Consider the following 13,425-nt stretch of genomic DNA (forward strand, 5'->3'; position numbering starts at 1 on the left):
TCCACCCACTCCTCGTCTCACTCGTTTCCCGCTTTATTGTCCCTCTTCCGAAGTAGGGTCTGTCCAATGCAAAATGAATCTCATGCCGCCCTCCGGATTCGCCTCCAACGTAAGGCCTGCCCCTTCCCCAAAACGGTAGGACAGCCTCTGGTGAACGTTCCACACGCCGTACCCAAGCTCTTCGTCATGGGGTCCGCTCATCTTCTGCTGAAGCTCCTCAATGGCTTCGCGGGTCATCCCGATGCCGTTATCTTCGACCAGAATCCGGTTTTCCCGCCCTTTCCTGATCCCGGTTATGCGGATGAACCCGTCTCCAAGCTGCGGTTCGATGCCGTGAATCACGGCATTCTCCACTATCGGCTGCAGAGTAAGCCGCGGGATTTCCAGCCCCATCATCTCCTGGGGAATATCGATGTCGTATTCCAGCCGCTGCATGCGCAAATTCTGGATCACCAGATAATTGCGGACCAGCTTCAGTTCCTCCTCAACCGTCGCCCGCTGGTTTTCATTCCGTGTCGTATACCGGAAATATTCACCCAAATTCAAGGACATCGCCACGACGGCCTCTTCCTCTTTTAACGTGGCCATATTCATGATGTAGAACAAACAATTGTACAGAAAATGCGGATTGATTTGGGATTGCAGCTGCTTCAGCTTGGCTTCCTTGGACTGGAGCTGCTCGGCATAAACCTTCTCGATCAGATGCTGGGTTTCATCCGCCATATAGTTAAAGCTGGAGAACAGATAATCGAACTCACTGCCGGTTGTGCGCTGCACCCGTACGGAATAATCGCCGTGCCTCATACGCCGCACCGCCAGCAGCAGCTCCTTGATCGGCAGCTGCACGTTCCTGTACAGCCATAAGGATCCCAGCGTCCCCAGCAGCAGCAAAGCCGCTATGGAATAGTAGAACAAATTCGTATTTTTCGTTATCGGGGTCAAAATCTTGTTAATCGGCACCACATCGATCAAATACCATCCCAGGTTGTTGGATTTCAAGGCATTGACCATGTACGCCTGTCCCTCGATGTCCACAGTCCGGTTCCGGAACTCATCGAGCGGCTTTCCGTTCAGATAGGCTACTAATTCCTTCTTATGGGGAAGCGGCGCAGCCGACCGGGAAATCGGGGCGTAGTCCGGGTGATACAGAAAAGTTTCCCCCGCCTTATCCTTGTTGAAGTTAAACAGCATGTCCGACAGGATCGTGTCATGAAAAAAGGCTTTGGTCACCTGAAGCAGCTCATCCGGATCCCCTGAGTAATTGTCCAGCTCGTAGTGGGCGAACTGGTACCCGTTCTTCGGATCGCCGCCTATCGGCTCGTAATGCCACAGTTCTTTGCGGCTCTGACTGACGATACTGCGCAGATTGAAGGCTTCGGGAAGGACTGCACGGCCCGGGACAATGAGTTTGGCTTGAGGATAATAGACCGCGATCTGATTCTTCCATGGGCTTGCCAGCTGCTGCAGCCGGAGTTTCTGTTCCACTGCATTCAACGAAGAGATTTCGCTGTATGTCGAAAAATTGTTTTTGGCCTGCAGCGACTGAACCGAATAATCTCTGGAAAGCACCGAAGTCAGCACCGCCATCTGGCTCGTATTCGTCTCGATCTGGTTCATAAAGAACGTTAAACGGTTGTAATTCAGGTCCTGAATCTGCGTTTTGATCAAGTTGACGCTCGTCCAATTCGAATACCCGTACAGCAGCCCCACCGGAAACATCAGCAGAAACAATAAAATCAGGAGTTTTGCAAAAATGTTCAATTTCACCTGCGGCATTCCGTGCCCCCCAAACTTGTGAACAAAACGTTATAGATCACCAAATTGTACGATATAAGTCCCTGACTGATCCATCTAAAATAAAAACATAGACACATTATACATCGAAGTTTACAGAAAAGGAGATCATGCTATGAATACGATGGATATGGCCGCAAAGCCGTCCCTGCCTCAGGCATCCATTCAATCCACGCGCCGCAGCCTCAAGCGCAAAAACAATATGCTGTTATATCTCATGCTGGTCCCGGCAGCCGTACTTACGTTCCTCTTCGCCTACCTGCCCATGGCCGGCCTGGTTATGGCATTTCAGGATTATCAGGCATGGCTTGGTTTCACGAAGTCGCCCTGGATCGGGCTGGAGCATTTCCGCACGATCTTCAGCCTCCCGGACGCCATGCAGGTCATCACGAATACGCTGATCATCGCAGGCTCCAAAATCATCGCCGGTATGATCGTCCCGTTCTTATTTGCGCTTCTTCTCAATGAGGTGCGCGTTAAATCGTTCAAGAGCACCGTGCAAACGCTCGTATACCTGCCGCACTTTCTGTCTTGGGTTATTCTCGGCGGCATATTGCTGGACCTGCTATCCCCTTCCGGAGGTCTGGTAAACAGATTCATAGGCCTGTTCGGCATCGAACCGATTTTCTTCTTGGGCAACGGCGACTGGTTCCGGTTTACGGCTGTCGTCAGCGATGTATGGAAAGAGTTCGGGTTCTCCACCATTGTTTATCTGGCTGCGCTCGCGGGCATTAACCCCGCGCTTTATGAAGCTGCCGAGGTGGACGGGGCTTCCAGATGGAAGCAAACGATGCACATTACCATTCCCGCCTTGGTCCCTATGATGATGGTCCTTGGCACCCTGGCGCTCGGAAATGTGCTCAATGGCGGATTTGACCAAATTTTCAACTTGTACAGCCCGGTTGTTTACAGTAAGGCGGATATTATCGACACCTACGTGTACCGGATGGGAATTGAGAGCGGACAGCTTGGCTTCGGCGCCGCCTTCGGGATGTTTAAATCCGTTGTCTCCACGGTTCTGATCGTCGTTTCTTACCGTCTGGCCTACAAATACGGCAACTATAGAATTTTCTGACGAAAGGAGTGCCCTCTATGTACCACAAAACGACTGCATATCGGACATTTACTGTATTTAACTCGCTGTTCATCGGGCTGTTAGGCCTGTTGTGCATTCTGCCTTTGATCCACATTCTCGCTGTCTCGTTCAGCGATAAGGCCTCGGTAAACGCCAATCTCGTCAATTTCTGGCCCGTCGGATTTAATCTGGACGCTTATCAGAAAACGATTTCCAATCCTGTCTTTATCAGCGCTCTCTGGAACTCCGTCCAGCGGGTCGTGATCGGAACCGCACTCAGCATGGCCGTCATCATCCTGGCGGCGTATCCTTTGTCTAAAGATTCTTCGAGACTGAAAGGGCGCTCGGTATGGGCCTGGTTCTTCGTATTCACGATGCTGTTCAGCGGCGGCTTGATTCCGACGTACATCGTGGTCTCGAAGCTGCATCTGAACAATACGGTATGGGCTTTGGTGCTGCCCGGAGCCGTCAGCGTATGGAATCTGATTCTGCTGATGAACTTTTACCGCAATGTCCCTAAAGAACTGGAGGAAGCAGCCGACATAGACGGGGCTAATCAGCTGCAGACGCTATGGAACGTATACTTGCCGATCTCGATGCCGTCCCTCGCTACGCTGACGTTATTCACTCTGGTGGGACATTGGAATTCCTGGTTTGACGGGTTGATTTATATGAACCGGCCTGAGCTGCACCCGCTGGCTACCTACCTTCAGACGATTGTCGTAGAGCAGAACCTGAGCGACATAATTACGAACGTTAACGATGCAGCGAAGCTCACGCAGCGTTCGGTGAAAGCGGCCCAGATCTTTATCGCCGTGGTGCCGGTGCTGCTGGTGTATCCGTTCCTGCAGCGGCATTTTGTCAAAGGGATGGTCCTTGGGGCCGTGAAGGAGTAAAGGTTTATGCAGACATTATCCATGTTGGAATCCTTGCTGGGGGAACGTTACGGGGTTTCCGCCGCATCGCTGCTAATGGTAAGGCAAGGAAGCGTGCGGTACGCGGAGCTGGGCGGAACGGAAAGCTTTTCCCCGGGAGCTTCACCTATTACGGTCCAGACCCGCTTTAACATCGGCTCGGTAACCAAGCCTGTAACCGGCGCGCTCCTCATCAAACTGGTTGAATCGGGTAAGGTTGCGCTTCATGATCAGGTACAGAAGTATATTCCCGAATTTCTTCATCCCGGGATCTCCCTGCTTCATCTGCTGACGCATACAGGAGGATACAGCGGAGATTTCCAGCTGGCCTGGCCGTCTCAAGGAGCCCGGGATAAGTACATGAAGACGATTTATGCCATCGATCAGCTTGCCTTTCAGCCTGGAACCGCCAATCAGTACTTTACGTTCGGCTATTCCATCCTTATGGATGTGATTGAGCGGGTGACGGGAAGAAGCCTCGAGGCATTTGCCCGTGAGGTGCTGTTCGGGCCTTTAGGGATGGACCATACCACGTTTGATCCGGGAGTCCCGGCCCTGCTGCCCCTGCATCAGGAGACGCTGGAGCCGGAGCTGTCCCTTGCCGGGCTGGACATAACCGGTGACAGCGGCCTGTTGTCCACTGCAGCGGATTTGGGGCGTTTTGGTCAAATGCTGCTGGACCAAGGAGTGTGGCAAGGCCGCAGCATATTCTCTGAAGCAGCCGTATCTCTGATGTTTAGAGAGGTGACCCCAGGCCGTACGCCTGTGTTCTGGTTAAAAACGGACCGGGATCTGCATCACACCACGAACGTGGACGTTCACCGCTGCTTCAGCGATCTGGCATCGCCGCAGGCCGTTGGGCACAACGGCTTCAGCGGGTGCATGTTCTTCCTGGATCCGGCTGTATCGGCGGTCGGCGTCATTCTCACCAACGGCCGCCGTTTCCATGCGGACGGACGCAATTATGCCCGATTCAGCAGCCGGATGCTGTCGATGTGAGGAAACTTTCCGGGAATAAAAAAAGCTGCCGTCAGGCCTCACAGGCCTGCGGCAGCTTTTTTTGCTGCTTTTTGTTAGATGAAAGTACGAGCGATAATTACCAAAAGGATGAATAACACCAAAATAACACCAGTGCTAGTTCCCAATCCGCCTACACCTGCACCTACATTTCCTCCGTAACCCATTCTCACCCACAACCTTTCACCCAAGGAATGTTTGTTGTTACACCATAATATACGTGTTCGAATGGTCCAAGGAGTGTGCGAATGAATCGGTCGATACACACAAATAAAGGTATGCCGGGACATACTTCTGGGTAAACACATAAGGTCAGGCGTTCACCCAAAAGGAGGTTGTCACGCGATGGAGAACAGCTTTGAACATACCTTTTTCCCTATGACTTCTATAACAAGCGGGATCGGTAAAGAGATCGTACCGGATGTCTACTGCTATCCGAACCAGATTGTGAACGTGCTTTATGTCGGCAACCCTGCCGACGGCGGCGTCATGGTTGACGCCGGCATGCCCCGCTCGGCGGACAAGCTGATCGAAGCCGCTGAAGAGCGCTTCGGCGGCAAGCCCAAGGCGATCGTCCTTACGCACGGCCATTTCGACCATGTCGGCTCGATCGTGGAGCTCGTAGAACAGTGGGGGATCCCTGTCTACGCGCATGAGCTGGAGCTGCCTTACCTGACGGGTAAGGCAGATTATCCGCCCGCCGATCCGTCCGTGGACGGTGGACTCGTGACGGAGATGTCCCGTCTCTTCCCCAACGACGGCATCAACCTGGACGCCAACGTCCAGGCTCTGCCTTCCGACGGGACCATCCCGGAACTGCCCGGCTGGCGCTGGATCCATACGCCGGGCCACACTCCGGGCCACGTGTCGCTGTTCCGCGACAGCGACCGGGCCTTGATCGCCGGCGACGCCTTCGTCACCGTGAAGCAGGAGTCGCTGTACAAAGTGCTCCTCCAACAGAAGGAGATCAGCGGCCCGCCGAAGTACTTCACGACCGATTGGCGCGCAGCGCATGAATCGGTCCGCAAGCTGGCTGCCCTGCAGCCATTGTCCGCCGTCACCGGGCACGGCATCCCTATGTTCGGCGAGGAGCTTCGCTCGAACCTGACGATGCTGGCGGACGACTTCGAGCGCATCGCCGTGCCGGAGCAAGGGCGATACGTGTAACGCCGGGAACCGCCGCATTGGGCGGTTCCCACACACAAAAAGCGCCTGTGAGGCGCTTTTTGTGTTGTCTTATCTTCCGTGCAGGTACAGCTGAGATGCTAACCGGCACGATTATGGTAATCATTTCCGCTAATGTGCTGCCTAATTACCTTATACATGCGTATTTCCACGTATTCTCGTCGGGAACGTCAGTGAATTACCATCTCCGGTTGTCTTATTGTCTTATTATGGTAATTTCGTTTCGTTTATAGACCCGCACCAGTACCTGCTCCTCCATCAACACACCCGAATTCCCGCTGTTGAGCGGGAACAAAGAGACGGCTACACACTTGCCCCCGCATCGCCCTGCGCCCTCAGCTGCTTCCGGTAGACCGCTTTTGAAATCGTAATGCTGATTTCATAGAGAAGGAACAACGGAACGATGACGATGATATCCGATAAGATATCCGGGGGCGTAATCGTAACAGCCACGATCACCAGGATAAAATAGGCCATTTTTCTCGCCTTCGCCAGCCGGTTCGGGTTGAGAATCCCCAGTTTTGTCAGGAACATCACGACAGCAGGCATCTCGAACAGCAAGCCGAACGGAACCGTCATATGAATCATGAAAGTGAAGTATTTCTGGGCTGTGTACATCGTTGCAAAATCCTCGGCTGCCAGCTTGTTCATGAAACCCAGCACCATAGGAAACAGGATAAAGTAGCCGAACCCGATACCGGTCAGGAACAACGCGCTAACCCCTGGAATGAACAGAAACGTTGCCCGCCGAGCCTGCTCAGTAACAGCAGGCTGAACAAATTTCCATACCTGGTATGCGGCTACCGGCAGCGTTACGGCAATGGCCACCACACCTGCCAGCATCATGTAGACCCATACTACATCCGAAGGCCCGAGCACCACCAGCTTCTGGTCCATATCCCCCACGAGCCATTGATAGATGTCCCGGACATACAGAAAGGCGGCTGCCATAGAAACAAGAAAAGCGATCAGCGTCCGGATCAGCCTTGACCGCAGTTCTTCCAAATGCCCGACTAAGTTCAACTCGTTCGGGTTCTTCATGTTACTTGTTGGACATAGCCTGCGGCTGGGCTGCGTCCTTGTCCTGCTTGTCGTCTTCCTGGTCGCCGCTCATGAGCCCGCGCGTCGCGCCTTTGAATTCGCTCAGCGTTCTTCCGAAAGCGCGTCCCAGCTCAGGCAGCTTAGATGGCCCAAAAATAATTAACGCAATTATCAATATAAGCACAAGACCGCCGATTCCGATATTTCCGAATGGCATACGGTTCATCTCCTTTAGTTTAGCTGGCCAGGAGCCAGTCAACCCCGCTCTTCAGGCCCGCTTTATGCTGTTCCCGCTTCCGCTTACCCCAGCTTGAATCCGCTAATTGCGACAACGCCCGCACGAGCTTTCGTGTCCCCCGGGCGGTGCGGCCAACGGCTGGTCGGATTGCTCAAATCCTTCGTCTCTTCTCCTGGATGCTGCACCGAAAGGAAAAGCGTCTGCTCATCCGGCGTAAAAAACGGGCCCGTCATTTCACTTTCCACCGGCCCGGAGGCGAACTGCATCGCTATGCCCTTGGAACGTCCTGCTGTCGGAATGACGAACAAGCCGTTGTTCATGAAGGATTGGTGTACCCCTTTATTTTGACTGCTGCTCGAAATATCCGTTACGACCCACAGGTTTCCGTTGGAATCGAAGGCCAGGTTATCCGGCGAGCTGAAACCGGACTGCCTTCCGCCGGCAGCGAAGATCTCGAAATCGAAACTCAATGCGCCCAAATCGCTGCCAGTTTCAAAAATCCGCGTAATATGTCCATGAATGTTACCATGAATATCATTGTTCGTGTGGCAGATAAATACGGTGTTGTCAAAAGGGGAAATTTCGATATCCTCCGGACGGTCCGTCGGCGTTCCGCCTGCCAACAGTGCCGCTTCCTGGCAATTGACAACTACATCCGACTGGCTGACATAGCGTTTCAGCAGATCCTCGCGTTTGGAAGTGACTCCGTACGGCGCTTTGAACTTTTCATTTTTGATAACCTCAGCTACTGCTTCCAACGTAACCGGCAGCCATTTTCCGGATTTCAAATTAGCCACATACAGTGTCCCTTCCTCAAGCAAGGCCGAGTTTGCGCGCCCTTTGGACTTATCGTAAACGCCTTTACTGATGAATTTGTAGACGCAGGCATCTTTCTTGTCATCGCCCATATAAACGACCACGCGGCCGTCGGCTGCAAGTCCCATCGCTGTGTTTTCGTGGTTGAAGCGTCCCAGAGCCGTGTGCTTTTTCAGATAGGATTTGTCAAAAGGGTCCACCTCCACCACCCAGCCGTAATGAGTTGCATTCAGCTTGGAGGCTTCCGCCGTTTCGATAAAGTTCTCTTCGCAGGAAAGCACCGTATTCCACAAAGTGACACCGCCGGAGCAGTTGGCAAAAGTCCCCTGAGCCGAAGCTGCGCTGCCGACTGCTGAAGATCCCTTCGCGGGCCCCGTAAGGTCGAACTTGGAGAACCCGTTAATGCGGCGGGCATACTTCGACTTGGTATCCATCTTCCATGTGCCTGTTTCGTCACGGTACACCTCAATAACAGACATGCCCTGATAATACAGATTTTTCTGTACCTGTTCGGGTGTCATCACGCCGTCCTTTACCGGACCGATACTGAAAATACTGGTATATTCATGATTGTTCACCAACAGGCCGCGCGAGTTCGATCCTTCCAACGGAAAGTAAGCGTTATAGTCGGAACCGTCGCCGAATCTCTCGCCCTCCTTATTGATTACATCGTCCATGGCTGCAATGACGTCGTATTTATAGCCTTTGGGAAGAATCAGCTTGTCCTCTTTGGAAGCAGTAATGGGGTCAAAATATCCGCTGACCTTGTTGGTTTTGAAGCCGAATAAATGATCCGCCGTAGATTGAGCAGACGCTTTCCCTTCTAGTGCTCCCAACCCGGCAGAAGCTGCTGCCAGCGCCGCGGCCCCGGTTCCCAGATAGGACAAAAACGTTTTACGATCCATATTCTTACTCACAAAAGCACACCCCTCAAAGATTTTTATCTTCCGAGGACAAGCATAGCGGTTCAATGTAAAGTGGAGGTCATGGGTATCTTAAGGTTTTGTAAAATCGAAGGTCATCGCCACGAGCTTCGTTATGCACGCAAAAAACGCCCCGCCAAATCCCTGGCGGGGCGCTTTTTATGATGCAAATGTAACCCGGTTCTTACCGGCATGTTTGGATTGGTACAGTGCCGTATCGGCGTCCTTCATAACGACAGACGCGTCGATCGCATCGTCCGGCCAGACCGCGCCGCCCACACTGCAGCCGACGGTAACCGTCTCCCCGTCGATATGGAACGGATGGTTGATGCTCGCGATCATCCGCCCGGCAACCAGGCGCGCCTCATCCCGCGGCGTCTGCCCCGAAGTCCTAAGCACGGCTACGAATTCGTCGCCGCCGAACCGCGCGATGATTTCATGGCTGCGCACACAACCTTGCAGCCGCTCGCCCACCTGCTGAAGCAATTTATCGCCAAACTGGTGTCCGTGCGTATCGTTCACTTTTTTGAACCCGTCTAAATCCAAATACAAAAACGTAACGGTGGCCGCTTCCTTCTCAGCCATCTTCATGACTCTCTGCATATAACGTTCCAGTCCTGCACGGTTCGGAAGGCCCGTCAGCTTATCGTGATGAGCCAGATCCTCCATCTTGTCCAGTTCCGACTCGGTCATCGTCAAATTATCTACCATGTTGCGCAGGGATAACGATAGCAACTCGATGTCCTTAATCCCTTTATGCGACGGAATCTGCACGTTCTTGCCCGAGCAGAGGTCATCCGCCGCACGCGAAATTCTCTGCAGCGGCTGAGAGATCAACCCGGCCGCCCCCCAACCAATGAGAGCGAATAATAACGCCCCTAATGCCCCGGCTGCGATGATATAATTTTGCAGCTCCTGCACCGACGAAAAGGCAATGTCCACCGGCTGACGGACGAGAATGGTCCAGCCTAACCCGGGATAGTTAAAATACCCCTTTCCCTGTGCGTAACCGGTTAAGTACTCGTTTCCGTCCGCATACGTCTCCGTTTCCCAGCCGTTCAGGCCCTTTTGGGCAGAGGTAACGCTTTCCAGCGGCAGACTCTGGCCTACCAGTTCTTTCGGTCCCAGCAGAACGGTATTATCCTTTAGGCTGACGATAAGAGCGTCAAGCTGCTTCGAACGATCCTTACGCGAGCGCAGAATCGACTGTTCCACTTCCTTCGACCATTCCCAGCTGAAATGGGCGGCCAAAATGCCGACAAGCTGTCCATCGCCGTTATGGATCGGCATGCTGATATCTACAAACTGGAGCGGCTCCCCCGAAGGATTCGGCAGCAATTTGGAAAGAAGCTTAGCTTCATGAACATCCCCGATAAAAAGCCCCTTCTTGCCCTCTATATAGACAGGACGCTCCTTCGCAGAGGCCCCTTTCAAGATTCCACCTGTAGCTGCGAGCACGATGCCATTCGTATCCGTGAACCCGACCCATGTAAAGACAGGCAGGTTCTTTTGAAGCTCATTCAACGAATCTTGAATAGCTTCAGGATCATCCGGCTGCTGAAACGTCTTCAGCCTGCTCAGCACCTGCAGCTCCCCCAGCCGGGACCACATGAAGTAATCCAGTTTATCCGCCATTTGATAAGCGGTCTCCGATAAGGATCCTCCTATCGTTTCTTCGACTTGACGCGAAGCTTTGCTGCTGATGACACTCCCCAGTACAGTTGTGAGTGCGATCATAAGCAAAGCAAGCACGACAGCCAAAATCGTACGTAAACGCAACGACATTCTCTCTTCTCCTTCATCGGTTACAGCTCGTTCGACGGAAACAGTTAAATGAGGTACCCGAACAGCGTGTGATCTTTATTAATGGCAATATACTGCTTGTCCCAACCCTCAAGCCTTTGGAGCAGCGGACCGTAGTCATCCGGCGTCTTGAGCTCCACACCTACCAGGGCCGGCCCGTGTTCGCGGAACGTCTTTTTGATATATTCAAAACGGGTAATATCGTCGTTCGGCCCCAATACGTCTTCCAAAAAGGAACGGAGCGCCCCTGCGCGCTGCGGGAAATTAATAATAAAATAATGCTTCAAACCTTCATAGATCAGCGACTTCTCCTTAAAATCCTGCAGCCGGTCGATATCATTATTACTGCCGCTGATTACGCACACCACCGTTTTCCCTGCAATCTGCTCCCGGTAAGTTTCCAAAGCAGCTACAGGCAGTGCACCCGCCGGTTCCATAACAATGGCGTTAGTATTATAAAGCTCGATAATCGTAGAGCATACTTTTCCGTTCGGCACGGTCACAATATCGTCCAGCAGCCTGGAACATAGTTCGAACGTCAACTGCCCAACCCGCTTCACCGCTGCTCCATCTACAAAACTATCAATCTTCTCCAGCACTTTTACAGCTCCCGCTTGAATGGATTGCTGCATGCTGTTCGCCGCCTCCGGTTCTACCCCGATCATCCGGGTTCCGGGACTTACCTCTTTTAAATAAGTAGCCACACCTGCAGCCAGGCCGCCGCCGCCGATGGTGGTAAACACATAATCTACCGGGTGGGCCGACTGTTTATAAATTTCATAACCGACCGTCCCTTGCCCTGCAATAATATACGGATCATCGAACGGATGAATAAACGTTTTGCCGTACCGTCTTCCATATTCCATGGCATGGGCCGCCGATTCATCAAACGTGTCCCCGACCAGCATGATTTCGATTTTGTCGCCGCCGAACAATTTCACTTGGGCGATCTTCTGTTTCGGAGTTGTCTGCGGCATAAAAATCGTTCCCTCGATGCCAAGCAGCATACAGGAATAAGCTACACCCTGCGCATGGTTGCCGGCGCTCGCACAGACGATCCCATTGGCCGTTTCCTCCGGGGTCAGGCTGATAATTTTGTTATAGGCTCCGCGGATTTTGAACGATCTGACCACCTGCAGGTCTTCTCTCTTCAGGTAAACCTCGCAGTCAAACCGTTTGGACAAAATATCGTTTCTCTGGAGCGGTGTAGCGGAAAGTACCCGGCTTAACGCCTCATGGGCCCTTCTTATATTGTCGGAATGTAAAGGCTGCATTTGAATAGCTCCTTCTTGCTTTTTGTCGAAAAATGGCATGCGCAAAATAATACTTTCATTATATCTCAAACTTGCAGCCCCGGCTCCCCAAAAAGTTTACATCCTTGAAACAAACCGACATAATCCGGAAATAGCAGGCGGGTAAAGTATACATATGGACATAACAACACATCTTATGGAGGAGATATATATGAAAACTATTTTTTCAATGAAAAAGAAAACGGCTCTTCTTGCCGCAACTGCTGCCCTGGTTCTTACTGTACAAGCGGGTCAAACTGCTTTTGCCGCACCTGCTCCCGCAGCTTCGAAACCTGCAGTGACTGCCGCTAGTTCTGCACAAGTATACGACACCTTTGAATTTATGCTGGGTAAACGTGAACTCTCTCACGCTATGTCGTATCTTAGCTCCCATATCACGCAGGTTACTAAATACCAGGCAACCATCATGGTGCTTCATATGGAAAATGGTTTGGTTAAGTCGCTGCCCGCGATGACTCAGCAATTGTCCGTACCGAAGTATCAAAAAGCGATTAATCAAGCCTACAAGCCGGGTTACAGCTTTACTCAGGTAGCTGCAGGCGTGAAAGATGCGAATCTGCGCACGATCCTGAAAGAACTGGCCGCTGCCGGTTACCGTCTGGAAACAGCTGAAGGCTTTTACTTCCCGGTTGTAGACTACCCCGCTCTGGAAAAATTCAAGCCTTACGTTAGCGCAGACATCCAAGCTTACCTGACGATCATGAGTGTGGAAACGAAAAAAGTTCCGGCGAAAGACGGAGCTCTTATGATCGGCTATCAGGAACTGGTCAACCGTGCTTTGTCCATGGAACGTTTCGTAGCAGCGTATCCTGCTTCGCACCGTACCGCTAAAATCAAGAACATGTTTGCCAATTACAAAATCTTCACTTTTTACGGGCTGAACAACACGCCATTATTCGATTACTCTACAAATGTGATGGCACCTAACGCCCAAAAAGGCTACAACCTGATTCTGGGATACAACCAGAACACACAAAGCAAATACCTCAACTTGCTGGAAAAATTCATGAAGCTGGCCGCAGATCAAAATTACAAGAAAACGGCTGCTGTCGAGAAATTTTTGAAAGAGAATGTGCCTAACAAATAAGAAATAGATCTACGAGAAGGAAGCTGTCCCTGGATGGGATGGCTTCTTTTGTTGTAGCCGGGGCTGGGTCGTTGACCTATGGCGGTTTCGCCTGATGTGTGCGAGTTAGTGATATGCCGTGTTACTAACCTTGGTCAGATGGAAAGTTAGTGATATCACATATTACTAATTGGGGGCAGGTAACGGATAAGGTGTCGAAGTGGGCTAGTTGGTGCAAAT

11 protein-coding genes are annotated in these 13,425 nt (G+C 52.0%); 5 read left to right on the forward strand and 6 right to left on the reverse strand.

All coding sequences use genetic code 11. The annotated features are described in order from the left end of the window. Positions 1 to 33: 33 nt before the first annotated feature. Positions 34 to 1,776, reverse strand: a complete 1,743-nt coding sequence (locus ACFSUF_RS18085) for a sensor histidine kinase (RefSeq protein ID WP_377605057.1) — start codon at positions 1,774 to 1,776, stop codon at positions 34 to 36. 133 nt (positions 1,777 to 1,909) lie between these two features. Between ACFSUF_RS18085 and ACFSUF_RS18090 the strand changes: the two genes are divergently transcribed. The 4 genes from ACFSUF_RS18090 (at position 1,910) to ACFSUF_RS18105 (ending at position 5,967) form a co-directional block, all read left to right on the forward strand. After that, a complete protein-coding gene (locus tag ACFSUF_RS18090; protein ID WP_377605059.1) occupies positions 1,910 to 2,869 on the forward strand; it encodes an ABC transporter permease in 960 nt (319 codons plus the stop codon). A gap of 17 nt (positions 2,870 to 2,886) precedes the next feature. Beyond that, complete coding sequence (locus ACFSUF_RS18095; protein ID WP_377605061.1) at positions 2,887 to 3,765, forward strand: carbohydrate ABC transporter permease; 879 nt, start codon at positions 2,887 to 2,889, stop codon at positions 3,763 to 3,765. A gap of 6 nt (positions 3,766 to 3,771) precedes the next feature. Continuing rightward, positions 3,772 to 4,782, forward strand: coding sequence for a serine hydrolase domain-containing protein (locus ACFSUF_RS18100; RefSeq protein ID WP_377605063.1), 1,011 nt, complete (start codon positions 3,772 to 3,774; stop codon positions 4,780 to 4,782). Positions 4,783 to 5,145: 363 nt separating this feature from the next. Continuing rightward, on the forward strand, positions 5,146 to 5,967 hold the full coding sequence (locus ACFSUF_RS18105; protein ID WP_377605065.1) for an MBL fold metallo-hydrolase: 822 nt from the start codon (positions 5,146 to 5,148) through the stop codon (positions 5,965 to 5,967). 321 nt (positions 5,968 to 6,288) lie between these two features. On the opposite strand, the gene tatC is transcribed toward ACFSUF_RS18105, so the two are convergent. The 5 genes from tatC to ilvA all read right to left on the reverse strand — a co-directional run bounded on the left by tatC (position 6,289) and on the right by ilvA (position 12,080). Continuing rightward, positions 6,289 to 7,026 (reverse strand): twin-arginine translocase subunit TatC, encoded by a 738-nt coding sequence (gene tatC / locus ACFSUF_RS18110; RefSeq protein WP_377605067.1) that lies wholly within the window; start codon positions 7,024 to 7,026, stop codon positions 6,289 to 6,291. A gap of 1 nt (position 7,027) precedes the next feature. Next, positions 7,028 to 7,243 (reverse strand): twin-arginine translocase TatA/TatE family subunit, encoded by a 216-nt coding sequence (tatA, locus tag ACFSUF_RS18115; RefSeq protein ID WP_377605069.1) that lies wholly within the window; start codon positions 7,241 to 7,243, stop codon positions 7,028 to 7,030. A gap of 83 nt (positions 7,244 to 7,326) precedes the next feature. Further along, the gene (locus ACFSUF_RS18120) at positions 7,327 to 8,985 is read right to left on the reverse strand and encodes a PhoX family protein (protein WP_377605298.1); all 1,659 of its coding nucleotides are present in this window, start codon (positions 8,983 to 8,985) and stop codon (positions 7,327 to 7,329) included. A gap of 177 nt (positions 8,986 to 9,162) precedes the next feature. Beyond that, positions 9,163 to 10,788 (reverse strand): diguanylate cyclase domain-containing protein, encoded by a 1,626-nt coding sequence (locus ACFSUF_RS18125; RefSeq protein WP_377605071.1) that lies wholly within the window; start codon positions 10,786 to 10,788, stop codon positions 9,163 to 9,165. Positions 10,789 to 10,832: 44 nt separating this feature from the next. Beyond that, positions 10,833 to 12,080 carry a threonine ammonia-lyase IlvA gene (ilvA, locus tag ACFSUF_RS18130; protein WP_377605074.1) on the reverse strand — a complete coding sequence of 416 codons (1,248 nt, stop codon included), beginning with the start codon at positions 12,078 to 12,080 and terminating at the stop codon, positions 10,833 to 10,835. 190 nt (positions 12,081 to 12,270) lie between these two features. Between ilvA and ACFSUF_RS18135 the strand changes: the two genes are divergently transcribed. Further along, a complete protein-coding gene (locus ACFSUF_RS18135) occupies positions 12,271 to 13,206 on the forward strand; it encodes a hypothetical protein (protein ID WP_377605076.1) in 936 nt (311 codons plus the stop codon). The last annotated feature ends 219 nt before the right edge of the window (positions 13,207 to 13,425 follow it).

The sequence above is a fragment of the Paenibacillus gansuensis genome (genome assembly GCF_042684925.1).
Lineage (GTDB): Bacteria > Bacillota > Bacilli > Paenibacillales > DY6 > Paenibacillus_N > Paenibacillus_N gansuensis.